16 protein-coding genes and 4 tRNA genes are annotated in these 17,404 nt (G+C 42.4%); 12 read left to right on the top strand and 8 right to left on the bottom strand.

From position 1 onward, the window contains the following. Positions 1-6: 6 nt before the first annotated feature. The 6 genes from SB660_RS04955 to SB660_RS04930 form a co-directional block, all read right to left on the bottom strand. The gene (locus tag SB660_RS04955) at positions 7-915 is read right to left on the bottom strand and encodes an isochorismatase family protein (RefSeq protein WP_410581601.1); all 909 of its coding nucleotides are present in this window, start codon (positions 913-915) and stop codon (positions 7-9) included. An 18-nt stretch (positions 916-933) separates the two neighbouring features. Beyond that, complete coding sequence (locus tag SB660_RS04950; RefSeq protein ID WP_410581599.1) at positions 934-2,553, bottom strand: (2,3-dihydroxybenzoyl)adenylate synthase; 1,620 nt, start codon at positions 2,551-2,553, stop codon at positions 934-936. Between the two features lie 24 nt (positions 2,554-2,577). Next, positions 2,578-3,759 (bottom strand): isochorismate synthase DhbC, encoded by a 1,182-nt coding sequence (dhbC, locus tag SB660_RS04945; protein ID WP_410581597.1) that lies wholly within the window; start codon positions 3,757-3,759, stop codon positions 2,578-2,580. Between the two features lie 26 nt (positions 3,760-3,785). Beyond that, positions 3,786-4,571, bottom strand: coding sequence for a 2,3-dihydro-2,3-dihydroxybenzoate dehydrogenase (locus tag SB660_RS04940; RefSeq protein ID WP_169056102.1), 786 nt, complete (start codon positions 4,569-4,571; stop codon positions 3,786-3,788). Positions 4,572-4,578: 7 nt separating this feature from the next. After that, positions 4,579-5,460 (bottom strand): alpha/beta hydrolase, encoded by an 882-nt coding sequence (locus SB660_RS04935; RefSeq protein WP_212046518.1) that lies wholly within the window; start codon positions 5,458-5,460, stop codon positions 4,579-4,581. Positions 5,461-6,027: 567 nt separating this feature from the next. Further along, positions 6,028-6,885, bottom strand: coding sequence for a hypothetical protein (locus SB660_RS04930; protein WP_410581594.1), 858 nt, complete (start codon positions 6,883-6,885; stop codon positions 6,028-6,030). Between the two features lie 108 nt (positions 6,886-6,993). Between SB660_RS04930 and SB660_RS04925 the strand changes: the two genes are divergently transcribed. The 3 genes from SB660_RS04925 to SB660_RS04915 all read left to right on the top strand — a co-directional run bounded on the left by SB660_RS04925 (position 6,994) and on the right by SB660_RS04915 (position 10,078). Continuing rightward, positions 6,994-7,950 (top strand): DUF4885 family protein, encoded by a 957-nt coding sequence (locus SB660_RS04925; protein ID WP_410581592.1) that lies wholly within the window; start codon positions 6,994-6,996, stop codon positions 7,948-7,950. Positions 7,951-8,170: 220 nt separating this feature from the next. After that, complete coding sequence (gene dnaB / locus SB660_RS04920) at positions 8,171-9,535, top strand: replicative DNA helicase (RefSeq protein WP_003214779.1); 1,365 nt, start codon at positions 8,171-8,173, stop codon at positions 9,533-9,535. A 129-nt stretch (positions 9,536-9,664) separates the two neighbouring features. Then, positions 9,665-10,078: a VOC family protein gene (locus SB660_RS04915; RefSeq protein WP_268497270.1), complete on the top strand. Its 414-nt coding sequence runs from the start codon at positions 9,665-9,667 to the stop codon at positions 10,076-10,078. A gap of 33 nt (positions 10,079-10,111) precedes the next feature. On the opposite strand, the gene SB660_RS04910 is transcribed toward SB660_RS04915, so the two are convergent. Beyond that, positions 10,112-11,317, bottom strand: coding sequence for a cytochrome P450 (locus SB660_RS04910; RefSeq protein WP_410581589.1), 1,206 nt, complete (start codon positions 11,315-11,317; stop codon positions 10,112-10,114). 136 nt (positions 11,318-11,453) lie between these two features. Between SB660_RS04910 and SB660_RS04905 the strand changes: the two genes are divergently transcribed. The 4 genes from SB660_RS04905 (at position 11,454) to SB660_RS04890 (ending at position 15,036) form a co-directional block, all read left to right on the top strand. Then, positions 11,454-12,035, top strand: a complete 582-nt coding sequence (locus tag SB660_RS04905; RefSeq protein WP_216889562.1) for a TetR/AcrR family transcriptional regulator — start codon at positions 11,454-11,456, stop codon at positions 12,033-12,035. Between the two features lie 216 nt (positions 12,036-12,251). Beyond that, on the top strand, positions 12,252-13,541 hold the full coding sequence (locus tag SB660_RS04900; RefSeq protein ID WP_180309763.1) for an adenylosuccinate synthase: 1,290 nt from the start codon (positions 12,252-12,254) through the stop codon (positions 13,539-13,541). Between the two features lie 136 nt (positions 13,542-13,677). Next, positions 13,678-14,811 (top strand): DUF418 domain-containing protein, encoded by a 1,134-nt coding sequence (locus SB660_RS04895; protein ID WP_323639894.1) that lies wholly within the window; start codon positions 13,678-13,680, stop codon positions 14,809-14,811. Between the two features lie 15 nt (positions 14,812-14,826). Next, entirely contained in the window at positions 14,827-15,036 is a 210-nt protein-coding gene (locus SB660_RS04890; protein ID WP_058013219.1) for a hypothetical protein, read from the top strand. A gap of 29 nt (positions 15,037-15,065) precedes the next feature. Here the strand turns inward: SB660_RS04890 and SB660_RS04885 are convergent, their stop codons facing one another. Then, a complete protein-coding gene (locus SB660_RS04885; protein WP_058013220.1) occupies positions 15,066-15,590 on the bottom strand; it encodes a peroxiredoxin family protein in 525 nt (174 codons plus the stop codon). Positions 15,591-15,932: 342 nt separating this feature from the next. Here SB660_RS04885 and SB660_RS04880 point away from each other — a divergent pair. The 5 genes from SB660_RS04880 to yycF all read left to right on the top strand — a co-directional run bounded on the left by SB660_RS04880 (position 15,933) and on the right by yycF (position 17,399). Beyond that, positions 15,933-16,008 (top strand) — tRNA-Lys (locus SB660_RS04880). A gap of 6 nt (positions 16,009-16,014) precedes the next feature. Further along, positions 16,015-16,086: transfer RNA gene (locus SB660_RS04875), tRNA-Glu, on the top strand. Positions 16,087-16,167: 81 nt separating this feature from the next. Beyond that, positions 16,168-16,244 (top strand) — tRNA-Asp (locus tag SB660_RS04870). 27 nt (positions 16,245-16,271) lie between these two features. After that, positions 16,272-16,344: transfer RNA gene (locus SB660_RS04865), tRNA-Phe, on the top strand. 347 nt (positions 16,345-16,691) lie between these two features. Further along, positions 16,692-17,399, top strand: coding sequence for a response regulator YycF (gene yycF / locus SB660_RS04860; RefSeq protein WP_058013221.1), 708 nt, complete (start codon positions 16,692-16,694; stop codon positions 17,397-17,399). Positions 17,400-17,404: the final 5 nt, after the last annotated feature.

Genomic DNA, 17,404 nt, shown 5'->3' with positions numbered 1-17,404 from the left:
CCTCCTTTACAAGTAATCGATATTTGGGATAGATGGCTGTTTTTCTGGGAAGAGAAGAGTCCGCCAAGACGTGAGCGTTGGATTTGCTGCAAGCTCAACGAAATTGACTGTTGCTCCTTGCTGTCTCCACTTTTCTGCTAGGCTCATCATTCTAATTGAATCAAGTCCAAGATAGACGAGATTCTCGTCTAGCGGTATTTCATTCGGCTCGATTTGGAGATACTTCGCTACTTGATGAACGATAGCATCAAAGGATAAATCATCACCGTCTGCTTCCTGTCCTGTTAAACGACGAATGATTTGGCTTGTCGTTGTGGTCACCGCACAGCGTTCAGCTGCATAGGTCATTGCCATTTTGTGATGCTTAAGTGAAAAGTCAGCGACGGCATCGGCGACAAAAAAGGTTTCAATATCGAGCATGAATGCTTCTGCGGCTGTCAGCATACATCCAATATGTGCATATACGCCAGTAATGATCAGTTGATCACGTCCGCCTTCGTGAAGAAGATCTAAAAAGTTGGATTTTTTGAATGCGCTATAACGCCATTTTGTCAGCATTGTATCTGCCTCAGATGGAGCAAGCTGATCAATGATTTTTGTCAATGCTTCATCATCACCAAGACCAGGCCCCCAGAAATCTGTTAATAAGGCACGATCCTTCGGGTCTTGATCACCAGGTTGAGCGGTATAGACGACTGGAATGCCGAGTTCTTTGCATGTATCACGTAATTGTTCAATATGCTGCACTAACTCTGTGATCGGTGATGTATCTTGTTGAAATGCATTTAAAAAATATTGCTGCATGTCATGTATTAGCAGGACAGCACGCTTCGGATCAGGGATCCAGTTCACTTTATTTTCGGGTAAATCTTGTATGCTTGGCATTGGATACGCAGGAATAGTAGGGATTGCCATGGTTTTCACTCCTCTTTTTTATACGTTGGCAGTATGGATTGAAGCCAATTCTCTTAATGCTTTTTTGCTGACTTTGCCTACACCTGTTTGCGGGAACGCATCGATCCATTCAATGCGGTCAGGAATTTTATAGGCAGCGAGCCCGCGTTCTCTTAGAAATGACTTTAAGGCGTGTGGTGCTGGCTTGTTGTTTCCTTTCGCAATAACAAAGGCACATGAGCGTTCACCGAGAAACGGATCTGGCATGGATACCATGGCGGCATCATGAATGTCAGGATGCGCAAGTAAATGATTTTCAACTTCTTCAGCGGCAACCTTTTCGCCGCCACGATTGATTTGATCCTTGTCTCTGCCTTCTACTACCACATTTCCTTCTTTTGTTAATCGCACGATGTCACCTGTTCTGTAAAAGCCATCGGGTGTAAATGCTTTCTTGTTTTGTTCATCGGCTTTATAGTAGCCGCGAATCGTATAAGGTCCTCTTGTTAAAAGGTGTCCAGCCACTTCATTCGGGACGGGCTTGTCCTCATCATCTACCACTAGTACTTCATCATATTCAGACATTGGACGACCTTGTGTATGGATAATGACATGTTCAGGATCATCCAATCTGGTATAGTTGACCAGACCTTCTGCCATGCCAAAAACTTGCTGTAACTTACACCCAAGGGCAGGCATCACTCGTTTTGCTGCCTCGGCGCTTAATTTAGCACCACCGACTTGTAAGACCTCAAGACTCGATAAGTCATCTGATCGATGTGGAGCGGCTTCTAGCCAGATCAATGCAATAGGTGGAACGACTGCGGTAATAGTTGCCCGTTCTTTTTCAATGAGTGGAAAGACGACATCAGGACTTGATCCAGGTGCAAGAACGACTCTTCCACCTGCGTATAACGTCCCAAGGACTCCAGGCGAGCTTAATGGATAGTTGTGCGCAACTGGAAGTGTAGCTAAATACACACTTTCTTTTGTGAGCTCGCACACCTCATTGCTTTTCCAAAGACTATACATATAGTCATCATGTGTACGAGGTATGAGCTTAGAAAGGCCTGTGCTGCCTCCTGATAACTGAAGAAATGCAATATCACTTGCCTCTACATGAATTTGAGGATCAAGTGCTGGGTCCTTGCGCAGATCATCCAAGTCAAGGAATTCCTCAGCCTTCCCTGCAACAATGACATGAGGGAATGAGGGAAGCTTTTCTTTCACTTGACGTGCGAGTGATCGATAATCAAAGCCATCATGGATATCTGGTATGACATATGCGTCTGCTTCGGCAAACTCAATAAAATAAGTAATTTCGCTGCTTCTATGAGATGGCAGTGAGAAGACGGGTAAAGCACCGATTCGAAATAAAGCGAAAATGACTTCAAAAAAAGCAGGAATGTTAGGAAGCTGCACGACAACTCGACTGCCCTTTTGAATTCCAAGCTGATGGAAACCGGCGGCAAGACTGCTGACGCGCTCATCAAGTTCTTGGTAGCTCATGTGCGTATCAGCGTATGTAATCGCAGTTTTATTCCTTAACGATACGGCGCGTTCACGAAGCATACCGCCAAAGGTTTCTCCACGCCAACAGCCGTTTTCACGGTAGCGTTTTGCAAATTCTTCTGGCCATGTAGGTGGTTGAACAAACATGTTTTTGTCATCTCCTATGTATTTTTATAGCTGATGGATGCCCATCGCACGAAGCATCGTGTTAAACTTTGCAGATGTTTCGGCTAGCTCTTCTTCTGCCTTAGATCCTTTGACCACTCCTGCACCAGCAAAGAGGCGAAGGGATTGACCCTCAGCTTCTGCACAACGAATGGTGACAATCCAATCACCATCACCATTTGCATCTGCCCAGCCGATCATTCCTGTGAAAAATCCTCGATCGAAGGGTTCAATCGCTTGGATTGCTTCACGTGCATCTGCTGTAGGTGTTCCGCATACTGCGGGTGTTGGATGAAGGCTCAGCGCTAAATCAATTGAGGATACACTGGAATCTGCTAATTCACCTTTTACGACAGTAGATAAATGCCACATCGTTTCTGTTTGTATGACGGATGGTGATACAGGCACATCTAACTTACTACAGTAAGGAGTAAGCGCTTTAGTGACAGCGTCGACAACCACTGCATGCTCGTGTAAATCCTTCGCTGAAGTAAGGAGTTCATCGTGACGGCGCTGGTCTTCTACTGGATCTGAACTACGCGGCCGAGAACCAGCGAGTGGATTGGAAATCACAGATGAACCCGTTTTTGAAAGAAGCAGCTCAGGACTTGCCCCAAGAAGTGTGCGCTTTTGGTGAGATTTCGGGTCAGCTACATTTGCAGCAAACGTATAGCCAGTCGTATTGTGACGAGCCAGCCTTTCGAGTATTGCTTTCGTATCAATGTCTTGATTTGATTTGAGATGGAGAGATCGGGAAATGACGATTTTGCTAAGCTCTCCTTTTTCAATTTTAGCTAACCCTTCGTTCACACCATTCATGTAGACTTCAGGAGAAGGGACAGGTGTCACCTCATAGGATGGCGATGTCACTTCCGATTTCTCATCACCTTGATGAAATTCGAGTGGGTCACTAAACTGTACATGGATTGGCACATTTAAACGAACGGGTTGCGCCGGATCAAACGGAACAGCACCAGCAATAATTGGTGATTGAATACCAGCTTGTTTGGCAGTGTCAAATACGTGCGCTACCCTTGTGGAGAGTTCATTGAGCTGATTGGTTTCAATATGCTGGAAAATCCCTTCTGCAAGTATTGTACGTCTAGGGGAAGCAAGGAAAAAAGCGCCTGGCTGATAGTCTTGAATCAACTGTACTTTTTCTTCTGACGGCAATAATGAATGTTTCATGAAAAGGCCTCCTTTTTGATGAAATGCTAGATTCCGAGTGTTGCGCCACCATCAATCGTGAGATTCTGCATCGTAATATGACTGGATTGTTCAGACGCAAAGAAGATGACTGCATCAGCGATGTTTTGAGGATCAGCGATTTTTTGTAATGGAATACCGGTTTTATACGTCTCTAATGACCCTTTGATCACATGGTCTGCTCCTTGTTCATCAGACCATAAAGCCCATTGCATAGGTGTTGCGGTAGAGCCAGGAGAGACAACATTGCATCTGATTCCATAGTCTGCCAGCTCCAATCCAAGCGTTTTTGTAAAGGAAGTAGCTGCTGCCTTTGAAGCGGCATAGGCAGCCATATTCATTCTAGGAATGGCACCTGCGTTAGAGCTGACGGTCACAATGACCCCTGCTGATCTTTTCATCATGTATTTGGAGACAGCTTGTGACACATAAAAGACACCATGTGTGTTGACTGCGAAGGTTTGTTGCCAGTCCTCTGCACTAAGCTGGTCAATAGAACTGATTCGAAGAATGCCTGCTACATTGACTAGTAAATAAATGGGTCCAAGCTGTTTTTCAATTTGATTGACAATGTGCTGAACAGATGCTTGATCGGTAATGTCACCTGGATAGGCAAAGGCACGTAAGCCTTCATCATTCATTTGATGGACGGTGCTTTGAAGCTGATCTTCATTTGCGTCAACTGCTGCAATGATCGCACCTTCATCGGCTAGTCTTTTTGCGACTGCTTGTCCGATACCTTGCCCTGCGCCTGTGACAAGGGCAATCTTTTGAGATAGACCACTATGTTTCATACGTTCACTACCTTTCTTTCATGTCTGTGGTTGTTAAAAGATCATCATGATAAAGCGCAAAACGAAAAGCGTAATTCATCAGCACCGGTAAAACGGACGTATGCCCTTCTTCAGGGAACTCGTGATAGGCCGTATGTAAGCCATATGAGGATAAAGGCAGCATCCGATTTGCTAGTGACTTTGCATGAGCATTCATTTGACATGGATGATGTTTTTCTAACTCACCTACACCTACAAGCAGCCTGACATTCATAGGCACCTGACGTATGCGGTTGGTAAATTGGTGTTCTTTTTCTAGAAATAATTTTTTGTTCCAGTGGATAGAAGGACTGCCTGCAATATATGTCTGATAAGCATCAGGGTGCTCAAATAGTGTGTGTAATACAAAAAGACCGCCAAGAGAATGCCCAAACAGTGTTTGACGACTTAAATTGATCGGAAAGCGTTGCTCGATATAAGGCTTCACAGTCTTTTCTAAAAAAGAAAAGAAAGCAGAGGCCCCGCCATATGTATGGATGGAGAAGTCTTTTCTTTTGCCCCCGATGGAAGCGTCAGGGCTGGTAAGAGTGAGATCATAATGCCTGAGCGGATGATAGGGCGCTTCTGTCTGATAGCCAATTCCAACAATGATGGCAGGTACGACACCTGTTTTTTCAGGTCTTCTTGACTGTAAACGAATGGCTTCGACCATTGTGCCAAAAAGTGAATTCCCATCAAGCACGTACATGACTGGAAAACCAGCCGCTGGAGGAGTAGTATTCGGTTTAAATATAAAAAGTCTGTATGGGTGTGCTGTGATATCTAGTTGCTCCGTCCCAGGTATAAAAAAAGGACGGCTTTCTCCGAAAAATGAATCCTCAGTACCCATTCCTTCAGGGCGTTTGGACATATGTGACAAATCTCCTTCCTCAAATTCGACTCTCATACGATGATAAAAGCGGGCTTGTAGCTATTGGATGAGTGTAGAACTTGAAGAATGACTCCTCCAAATGAAAATGATTCTCAACTATCCGCAAGCAAAACAAATGATAATGGTTATCAATTATGAAGTCAAATGTTCATCAAGTTGTGTACTTGGTTTTTTTATTCTAATATTCAGAAAATAAAGGACTAACTCACTAACAAATGATTTGAAATAGGGAATATCGGACCTTGCCATTTAAAAATAGGAGAAATGTCAAAAGACCTTGACTGCCTCAGGATTTTTACCATTTTTTTCTGTTTGATACAGGAATAAATATGGGTTTTTCTTCTTGAAATGATTTTGAGGAAAAATAAGTCTATAGACTCATTTGTATTTTTAGGGACATTGAGGAGGATTTCGCTAAAAGTAGGTGACCTCATATCTCAAAACTGATTCAATAGTATGCACAGTTTTTTTAAGAGTGGCGAATGATAACAATTAAAAAAAGTAAGGGATGTGCCCTTACTTTTTAATTCTGTAAACACCATTCAATTAGAATCCATCTGTGACATCATATTCGTAACGGATATCGGCTTTGACATTGCTCATAGTAGATCTCGCTGTAGCCTTTGCGTTGTACTTAAAGCTCCATTTTTGCGCGACTTTTAATTGATCTTCAAGAGAAATACGGTAAGAACCACTTGTTGCAGATGAAAAAATGGATTCGTTCCAAATCTTGTTTTCATCAGCCATCAGCTTGTGAGTAACATTTCCTTGGTTAGGCGATTGTGTACTCGTTGTTGAAATTGATTTAACGATTGCACTTCGGGGAATAGCCGTATGATTAGTTAAATCCATTGTAATGACAGAAGAATCAACTCCTAAAAAATTCAAAGAAGTATTCCCCAAGTTGGTAGCGGCCCCCGTAAAGTTGAATGTCCCATTTCCAGATTTAATTCGATCTTGAATGGAAACAGTAAAGTACATATTCCCTGTATATGTACCACGGGTCACTTTTACAAAATAAGTTTCTGAAGTAGAAGTAACGTCACCAGTATTAGCAAAAATAAATGGTGTAATTGAATCAGGATTTATAACCTCGGACCCTGTCATAGATTGTTTTGAATTATACACTTCTATTTTCATACCTGTATAATTCTTATCATATGAGCTTCGCACATAAACCCTTTCACCCTTATTGATGGTGAACTGATAATAAGCTTCATTTTCACCTTCAGGTAAGATTGTCGTATCTGGACGACTATATTTCCAATATCCCATTAAGCTTGCTGTGTTAGGACTGTTATTCCCCGTAATTGCTGCTTCTGCTGAATTAGGTGCAAAAAAACTAGTAACAAGCACTAATAATAATGCAGGTAATAAAAAACGTTTGAAGATAGTATTTGTCATATTTTAACCCTCCTTGTAATAATTACTATATCGGATCAAAACTAACAAATTTTAACTGAATTGCCGATATATTTAATAATCACTAATTTTTCAAAAAGGAGAATCAAAATGAATATTAATACGTCATACAGGGCAACTACTTCAAACACTCATAAAGAAACAGATTCTAAAAACCAATCGACTATTAAAAGCACAAACGAGACGATGACCGAAGCAGATAAACGAATGAAGATACTTGATGAGAAATATCAAAAAATTAATGAACAAAATAAAAGATTCAATGATCCTCAAGACCACATATATAATAAGTATAGAAATCCATACTCCTCTTATTTCAGAAGTGATCTAACCAAGTCTGAAAGAGAAGCTGCGTACACTATGGAAATGAGTTGGGCAAGGAATAATAAGGGAGGGCAATATGACTTTAATGACGCCATCTTCCGTAACGAAAAACGGTACGATCCTACTCAAGAAAGCGTAGAAAAGAAAATATTCAATCGACAAAAGGTCAACGAACAATTGCAAGATTTATTCTCTAAAAACGGTATAACCATTCCTAAAAACACAAATTTAACTTTTACCATTGACCCAAATCATTTCAAATTAGTGGTGAGTGGATCAACAGACGAATCGCTAACCAAACAAATAGAAGACCTATTAAATACAAGCAACAATACAAGAGAATTGTTTTTCCATATTATGAAAAGTAGAAATGATGATTCTACTCAATTCACGCCTGATTCTCTTGCAAAGTTCCATCTTGTGAATCAAATCAAAACGGTGACAGGCTACAATTTAAAGGATTTAAGCATTGTAAATGGTCAATTTGTAACGGATAAAGGAACGAATATTTTTGATATATACAAAGAAGATCTCCTGAAAAATCCATACACAGCAGAACATGCACGAATTGCCGCTTCACATTACGGAGCACAGCTGTTTGATCTAGCGAAAAACGGGTTTGATTCTATTCCCGATTTGGTGTTATCAATTGGTTATCAAAACGGGTCTTTGCATGACATTGGACAAAAAGAAAATTATGGAGTGAAGAAAACGATAGATTAATAACATGTGAACGGCAACAGATACAAATCCCATTAGCGGTAATGAAGGACTCTATAACAACTTATGTTACAGAGTCTTTTCTATTGAAATGCGTTAGTTGGCTGTTCAACGAAACATCCTCATGGTAATTTTGACTATAGTCGATGTTTTTCACTTTTTTATTGATGAAAATGTTAAAATGATGAGTAGCGTATTTTTTTATGAAAGGACGGTGCTTGGCATGACGGAACTTCTCGATGACCGGCTGCCGCCGCAAAATATAGAAGCCGAGCAGGCCGTATTAGGTGCTGTTTTTTTAGAACCATCTGCGCTCACGCTCGCTTCTGAGGTATTAATTCCAGAGGATTTCTATAGAATGTCGCATCAAAAGATTTACAATGCGATGCTTGTACTTGGTGATAGAGGGGAACCGGTCGATCTTGTTACGGTGACTTCTGAACTGGCCAATACAGATTTACTAGAAGAGGTAGGCGGGATTTCGTATTTAACCGATATTGCGAACTCTGTCCCAACTGCCGCAAACATTGAATACTATGCAAAAATTGTAGAAGAGAAATCAATTTTAAGACGTCTGATCCGCACGGCGACAACCATTGCACAGGATGGGTACACGCGTGAGGATGAAGTAGAGGATCTGTTGAGTGATGCTGAAAAGACCATTATGGAAGTGGCGCAGCGTAAAAACTCAGGAGCCTTCCAAAACATTAAGGACGTGCTTGTTCAGACATATGATAATATTGAACAGCTTCATAACCGAAAAGGCGATATCACAGGGATTCCAACAGGTTTCTCAGAGCTTGACCGGATGACAGCTGGATTCCAGCGAAATGACTTAATCATTGTCGCGGCTCGTCCATCAGTAGGGAAAACGGCTTTCGCATTGAACATCGCACAGAATGTTGCGACCAAAACGGACGAAAGTGTCGCCATCTTTAGTTTAGAGATGGGAGCTGAGCAGCTAGTGATGCGTATGCTTTGTGCAGAAGGGAATATCAATGCACAGAACCTAAGAACCGGTAATCTGACAGAAGAGGACTGGGGCAAGCTGACAATGGCGATGGGCTCGCTATCAAATAGTGGGATTTTCATTGATGATACACCAGGAATTAGAGTAAGTGAAATTCGCTCAAAATGCCGCCGTTTGAAGCAAGAAAACGGTCTTGGCATGATTCTGATTGACTACTTACAGCTCATTCAAGGGAGCGGACGATCAAGCGATAACCGTCAGCAAGAGGTGTCTGAAATCTCTCGGGCATTGAAATCGCTGGCAAGGGAGCTTGAAGTTCCAGTTATTGCTTTGTCTCAGCTTTCACGTGGAGTAGAGCAGCGTCAGGACAAACGCCCGATGATGTCAGATATTCGTGAATCAGGAAGTATCGAGCAGGATGCCGATATCGTGGCATTCCTTTATCGTGATGATTACTATGACAAAGAATCAGAGAATAAGAACATTATTGAAATCATCATTGCCAAACAGCGTAACGGCCCAGTTGGTACAGTATCACTGGCGTTCGTCAAAGAATATAACAAATTCGTCAACCTGGAAAGAAGATTTGACGATGCGGGTGTTCCGCCCGGTGCTTAAAGCCCAGCTCAAGAAGCTGGGCTTTTTTTGATCAATCTACATCGAAAGAATGATTGAAAAACGATCGAAATGAGGAGGAGAGAAAGAGAGAGAAATCGTATACTAAAAGGAGAAAAGGAGTGATGACTGATGAAATTTCAACAGTTCGAAGCCGCTCAATTACGCATCGCACGCCCAACAGTCAACATGGAAGAGGTTGTGTCCTTTTATGAAGAAGGCTTAGGACTCAAACGAATAGGTTCGTTTGATCAGCATGAAGGATATGATGGAGTCATGCTGGGGCTTCCTCATCAGCATGTTCATTTAGAAATCACGAAGCATGAAGAAGAAGAAAGCCTGCTCGCCCCGCATCCAGAACAGCTTCTTGTGTTCTATATTCCAGATGCTGAGGAATTCAGGCAAATGAAAGAGAGATTGCTCTCATTTGGCGGACGGCAAGTCACCTCTACAAATCCATATTGGGAACGGGGAGGAGCAACCATTGAAGATCCAGATGGGTATCGCATTGTGCTCATGAACACAGATGGAATCACCCCCGTTTAAAAAAAAGACTCCCATGCCCGGGAGTCTTTTCTGTTATGAACGAGGTGTGACACGCAGTTTCAGCTCTTTCAGTCCATACATGCTGCTGCTTGTCATCGGAACGTAAGAGAGGAGCTCTAGCGCCTCATATCGTTCTATTAAAAACTTTATAGCTGTACATGCTTCAAGACGTGCCAGTGGTGCGCCAAGACAGAAATGGATACCGTGCCCGAAACCAATATGAGGATTAGGGTGGCGGTGTATATCATATTCATGTGCGTTTGAAAATTGACGCTCATCTCGGTTGGCAGAAGCAAGAAACACAATCACATTGTCTCCCTTTTTCAACACTTTCCCTCCAAGCTCTGTGTCTTTTGTGACATAGCGGACGATCGCAGGAGCTGGTGCACGAAAACGGACGGCCTCTTCCACCGCACGTGGGATGAGTTCAGGTGATTGGGCGAGCGCTTCATACGCACCCGGCTGTTCTAACAAGCTGAAAATCATATTGGAGATCAAGTTGGTGGTTGTTTCGTTGCCTGCTAAAAGAAGAAGATTACAGAATGGTATTAGTTCATCCGCTGACAGTTTTTCTCCATTCTCCTCCGCTTGAATGATGAGGGAAATCAAATCATCACCGAGATTGTGACGTTTCTTTTCAATGGTGTCTGCAAAAAACGCCATCATGTCAGCTTCTCCTTTGTCACGTGTTTTCTGCCATTCAGCTACATCTTCCTCGTTTTCGCTTTTAGGCATGCTGACGAGAATATCTGACCATTCTTTAAAGGATTGTTTATGCTCTGATGGCACACCTAAAAGCTCTGCAATGACAATGACAGGAAGTGGATAAGAGATGTCTTGCACTAGGTCTATCTCTTTTTTTCCTTCTATTTGTGCCATGAGTTCATCCATTAATTCTTGAATACGAGGCTCCCACAATTTCATGACTCGAGGGGTAAAGGCTTTGCTGACAATGGAGCGGATGCGAGTGTGATTGGGAGGGTCCATCATCACCATTGTTTTCATCAGTGAATGCTTCCGTTGGTTTTTAGGAGGCTGACTCGAAAAGGTATCTTTATCGATTGTCACACGCTTTGCTTCCTCATAGGTGAATACGCTCCACGTTCGGCTGGCTTCGTCAAAATGAACAGGTGATGTCTGGCGCATGTTGGCATACCAATCAAATGGGTGATACGGGTCCTGCTTGTTCTTTCCTCTTAATAACGTTTTTTGCACGGCACTTGGGGTTGTTGTTTCCATGATCATCACTCCTTATAGGTTGTCAGATGATTCCTTTTTTTCATTGTGTTAGATTAAAGTTAATTCATCAGCCTGGAGGATTCAACCAACAGAAAAGCGAAATCTGTTGAAGAAAATAGGAAGGGGAGAGCGGCTTGTGGCGGACTGCTACAGAGGGGATAAGCGCGCAACGGAATCAAAGCAGCAATTAAGAAAAGCATTATTTCAGTTATTAAGTGAGAAAGAATGGGGGAAGATTTCTGTACAGGATTTGACAAAAGTGGCAGGTATCCACCGCACGACCTTTTATCAACATTATGAGGATAAATTTGATCTTGCCCAGCAGGTGATGGATGAGATGTTTGATGTGATGAAATGTGCCATTTTTGCGCCTGTACAAGAAGATGATTTGGAAAAAGAGCATGCGGCATATGTATATATTTTTCGATTTTATCAGCATTTGCAGGAACATGAAGAGGAGTATCAAATTCTCTTGAAACGAGGGAGAGAGCTCAATATTCATGAAACGGTTCGTGCTTTTTTTGAAGAAAGCTTTTCTTTGGGGGTAGAGGGGGTTGCAGGCTCAAAGCCCGATCCGCATCTCGTTCCTATCGACATGCAGAAGCAATTCGTTATTTCTGCTTACGTTGGAACAGCTGAATGGTGGCTGAGGACAGGGCGACCGTACTCACCTGATTTTATGGCAAGCTCGATGATTCATTTAATTGAAAATCAATAGAAAGTGAGAACAATCAAAAACGTTGGTTTTACTCAAAATCTCCCTTTTTAAGCGCTGAAGAAGTGAGTAAAGCGCTTTTTCTCATATTTAAAACGAACAAAATTTGATTTCGAGATATTAATGTTCGGATTTCACGTTGACTTTTTCGTTTTGCATTGATAAAATAAATGTGTTTGAAAGAGATAACGTTTTGAAAGGTTAACGGAGGTGCACGATATGTCTTCAGTAGTCGTAGTAGGTACGCAGTGGGGTGACGAAGGGAAAGGGAAAATTACCGATTTCCTTTCAGAAAATGCAGAGGTGATTGCCCGTTATCAAGGGGGAAACAATGCAGGTCACACGATCAAATTTGATGGAGTGACTTACAAGCTACACCTCATTCCGTCCGGTATTTTTTATAAAGAGAAAACTTGTGTCATCGGTAATGGAATGGTGGTTGATCCTAAAGCGTTGGTCACTGAGCTTGCGTATCTTCACGAACGGAATGTGAGTACAGATAACCTCAGAATCAGCAATAGAGCCCATGTGATTTTACCTTACCATTTAAAATTGGACGAGGTAGAAGAAGAGCGGAAAGGGGCTAACAAGATCGGTACGACGAAAAAAGGAATCGGACCAGCTTATATGGACAAAGCAGCTCGTATCGGTATCCGTGTCGCAGATCTATTAGATCGTGAAGTATTTGAAGAGAAGCTTGCGCGTAATCTAGAAGAGAAAAATCGTCTTTTAGAGAAAATGTACGACGCAGAAGGCTTCAAGATTGAAGATATTTTAGACGAGTATTATGAATATGGCCAGCAAGTGAAAAAATATGTCGTGGACACATCTGTTGTCTTGAATGACGCACTAGATGAAGGCCGCCGCGTGCTATTTGAAGGAGCACAAGGTGTTATGCTTGATATCGATCAAGGGACATATCCATTTGTTACGTCATCTAACCCAGTGGCTGGGGGAGTGACGATTGGTTCTGGTGTAGGACCAACAAAGATTCAACATGTGGTCGGCGTGTCAAAAGCGTACACAACACGTGTTGGAGATGGCCCATTCCCGACAGAACTCCATGATGAGATTGGTGATCAAATCCGTGAGGTTGGCCGTGAATACGGTACAACAACTGGACGCCCGCGCCGTGTTGGCTGGTTTGACAGTGTGGTTGTCCGCCATGCTCGCCGTGTGAGCGGGATTACAGATCTATCTCTTAACTCAATTGATGTATTGACAGGGATTGAAACATTGAAAATCTGTGTCGCTTATAAATTGAACGGAGAAATCACAGAAGAATTCCCAGCAAGTCTAAAGGAACTAGCGAAATGTGAGCCTGTCTACGAAGAAATGCCAGGATGGACAGAGGATATTACAGGCGTGAAGAATTTAAGTGAACTGCCTGAAAATGCCCGTCATTATTTAGAGCGTATTTCACAATTAACAGGTATTCCACTTTCCATTTTCTCAGTCGGACCAGATCGTTCCCAAACGAACGTTGTCCGCAGCGTGTACCGTCCATAATCATAGACTGATCAAACACCAGTAAAATTGCACATTTTACTGGTGTTTTTTTGTTTAAATATTTCTTAATTTCAGTAGAACAGGCTTCCGACTATTACCAAAATATGATAACTGTATAGGGGGAAGGAGCGTTCTAGTGAAAGAAAGAATAAGATTATTAGATATTTTAAGAGGTTTCGCCATATTAGGCACATTGGGAACGAACGTCTGGTTTTTTGCGTATGCAGGGGATACCTTTGCGACAGATCAGATTGCAGATGAATATGAGAATGGCAGTTTTCTAGAAAGCCTTGTTTCCATGTTCGTCTATGGGAAAATGCTATCGCTGCTCACGATTATGTTTGGTGTAGGACTAGAGCTGAAATATCAGCAGGCGAAAAGAAAAAATACGCCTTGGCCGGGTACATATTTGTGGATTCTTTTATTCTTATTTATTGAAGGCTTTGTCCATTTTGCTCTAGTGATGGAATACGATGTGCTCATGAGTTACGCTGTCACGGGTTTGCTTGTGGCATTTATTGTGCGAGGAGGGAGCAAACGTATGAAAAGAGGCATGATCTTCTCAGGAGTCATTCATCTGCTTGTTCTGTCCTGTCTGATGGTGTTCGCCCTCTCTGAAATGGAAACAGCATCGTATGATCAAGGTAGTGAACCTGCGCTGGAAGAGCAGCTGCCAGAGACATGGATCTCGCAAGTTCAAGAACGATTACAACACTTTTTCATGTACCGGGTGGAAGCGATCTTTATCATTCCTATGAACACATTTTTGTTTTTATTAGGTGTGCGGATGATGAGAGCCGGTGTATTTTATGCAAATGAATGCGGGCAGTCTCTACGGAAAAGATTATTTCGAATCGGTCTATGGTTGGGGTTGCCGCTGAATGCACTTGTCTTCGTTCCGAATGAACTAGTGGAATTCGTGGTTCGCTATGCGTTTTCGCCATTCCTTTCTCTTTTCTATATCGCTGTTATTGCGAAGCTCTTGGCTCACACAGAGTCATGGTTCATGTGGAATTGGTTCGAATATGTAGGGAAAATGGCGCTTAGCTGTTACATCCTGCAAAATGTCATCTGCTCGGTTCTTTTTTATAGCTGGGGATTGGGTCTTGGCGGGCAAATCAACGCCCCTCTTATCGTATTGGCATGGCTGCTTATTTCTCTTCTGCAAATCGCCATATCAGCATTTTGTCTAAAGGTTTGGAGTATTGGTCCAATGGAATATATTCGTTCGCGGGCACTTCGCCGGGTGACGATGAAGAAAGCAGTATAAAGGGGAATCGTTACAATGTTTTTCAAAAAAAGTACGCAAAGAGAACAAGCGAATGCACATAAAGCAGCAGTGGCGGCATTTATTTTTTATCTTCTCGCATTAGGAGGACATGCGCTGTACTCTTATGTCCAGGATGATAAACCGCCCGTCACCTTTGTCATTCTCATGTCGGGTCTTCTTGTGTTTTTTGCCGCAGACCGGTTATATCATAAAAGGAATTCATAAAAAAAGCCCTCGTCTTGAGGGCTTTTTTCTTATTTCACGCTTTTGTATTGACCTTTTAAGTTTTTGCGGATGTACTGAATGATTTTGCGCAGTTCGTTGGCATGCGGTCTGCCAAACGGACTTGTTTGTCTTTGCTGATAGAGAACTTGGCCCTTTTCGTTTAGTAAGAAATAGGCAGGTTCCCCGTGTACTCCGTGATCTTCATAAGGAGCATCTTCTCCGTGATAGTGGACTTCATATGCTTTTATTGAAGTGAGGTCCTTGTCAGACATGATTGGGAAGGATAGTCCTTCTTTATCCGCAAATTCCTTCAAGTCATCAGAATGATCCGTTGAAATCGCCATTAAGTGGATATCCTTGTCTTGAAAGTATGATTGCTGCTGTTCAAGCTCTTTCAATTCTTCTACACATACCGGGCACCATGAGCCTCTAAAGAAGACGATGAGGTGCCAGCTTTGATGCTCCTCTAAATGTTTGTGAAAATCAATATGTTCGCCCTGAATGGTTGGGAGTGAAAAATTGGGCATTTTATCTCCTAATTTGAATGAACTCATACTGCTTCCTCCTTTTTCAATCACAATGTCACTTGTTTCATGTATAACCAATTTCGGGCGATCTAAAACGTTTCTATGTGCTTGAATAGGCAGAGGTCATGAAAAGAGGCAGTGAAAATGAAGGCGGTTGCAAACAGAAGGGATTTGGCAGGAGATTTCAAATCCGACACTTTTTTTAAAAAAATGTCGAAAAACGTATTGCCATATGTAATTACTCTATGATATTATAAATCTCGTTGTTGCAAAGGTCTCTGAAACTTGTTAGGATGCGATGTTCCAGCTTTTTTAAAGCGATTGGTTTGACGCAATACAACTTCTTCAGAATTACTTTTCACAAACCGAGAGCCATTAGCTCAGTTGGTAGAGCATCTGACTTTTAATCAGAGGGTCGAAGGTTCGAGTCCTTCATGGCTCACCATGTATTGGCCCGTTGGTCAAGCGGTTAAGACACCGCCCTTTCACGGCGGTAACACGGGTTCGAATCCCGTACGGGTCATTGATTTACTTTAGCGTTAAGCTAATTTTTCCTCACTTGCTTGGAAGAGCACCACGATTGCTTTTTCGGGCAAGTTACTGAGGTCCGGTAGTTCAGTTGGTTAGAATGCCTGCCTGTCACGCAGGAGGTCGCGGGTTCGAGTCCCGTCCGGACCGCCATTTATATTTATTCATCTTTTTGATGATGGCTCGGTAGCTCAGTTGGTAGAGCAACGGACTGAAAATCCGTGTGTCGGCGGTTCGATTCCGTCCCGAGCCACTTCCAAACGCATCTGCAATCGCAGGTGCGTTTTTCTTATGAAAAGAAGGCATAAAAAGGGAGAAGCCGGACCTAGGTAGGGCCCGGCTCCATAAGAAGAAGACGTTACATCTATATAGACGATCTATGACTGGAAAAGTTTCAATAAAAAAGGAAAAAAACCATCATTTTTTTGAGCGTCGTCTTCTTATCCAACGATTGCTAGAAAAGAAAGCCGTTATTATTTTTATCTTTGCCACGTAAAACGTTATAATAGACAGTGAGCCTTTTTTGCTCAAATGAAAAAGGTCTGATGAGACATGCAAAAATGAATGACATAGATGCTAAAAATGCAGGAGGAAATCACAATGGAAAAAAAGATTCTTGTCGTAGACGATGAAAAACCGATTGCTGATATATTGGAGTTTAACTTAAGGAAAGAGGGCTATGAGGTTCATTGTGCATATGACGGAAATGAAGCCCTTGAAATGGTAGAAGAAATCCAACCAGACATTATTCTGCTCGACATTATGCTACCAAACAAAGATGGCGTTGAGGTATGCCGTGAAGTGAGAAAGAAATATGATATGCCGATTATCATGCTGACAGCAAAAGACTCTGAAATTGATAAAGTCATCGGTCTTGAGCTTGGCGCAGATGATTATGTGACGAAGCCATTTAGCACGCGCGAGTTGCTTGCCCGTGTGAAAGCGAATTTAAGAAGGCAAATTGCTACGCCGCAGACAGAGGAAGAATCTGAATCAAATGATATTGAAGTTGGATCACTTGTCATTTATCCAGATGCGTATGTGGTGTCTAAGCGTGAGGAAACGATTGAATTGACGCACCGTGAGTTCGAATTGCTTCATTACTTAGCGAAACATATCGGACAAGTCATGACACGTGAGCACTTGCTGCAAACCGTATGGGGCTACGATTACTTTGGGGATGTCCGGACAGTAGACGTCACCGTCCGCCGTCTGCGTGAGAAAATTGAAGACAACCCTAGCCACCCAAGCTGGATCGTGACAAGACGAGGCGTCGGCTACTATTTAAGAAACCCAGAGCAGGACTAAGATTC

This window comes from Bacillus sp. SIMBA_005 (assembly GCF_046535585.1).
Classification (GTDB): domain Bacteria; phylum Bacillota; class Bacilli; order Bacillales; family Bacillaceae; genus Bacillus; species Bacillus pumilus.
Note: the sequence above shows the minus strand (reverse complement) of the source record. Positions and strands in the feature narration are given on the sequence as shown.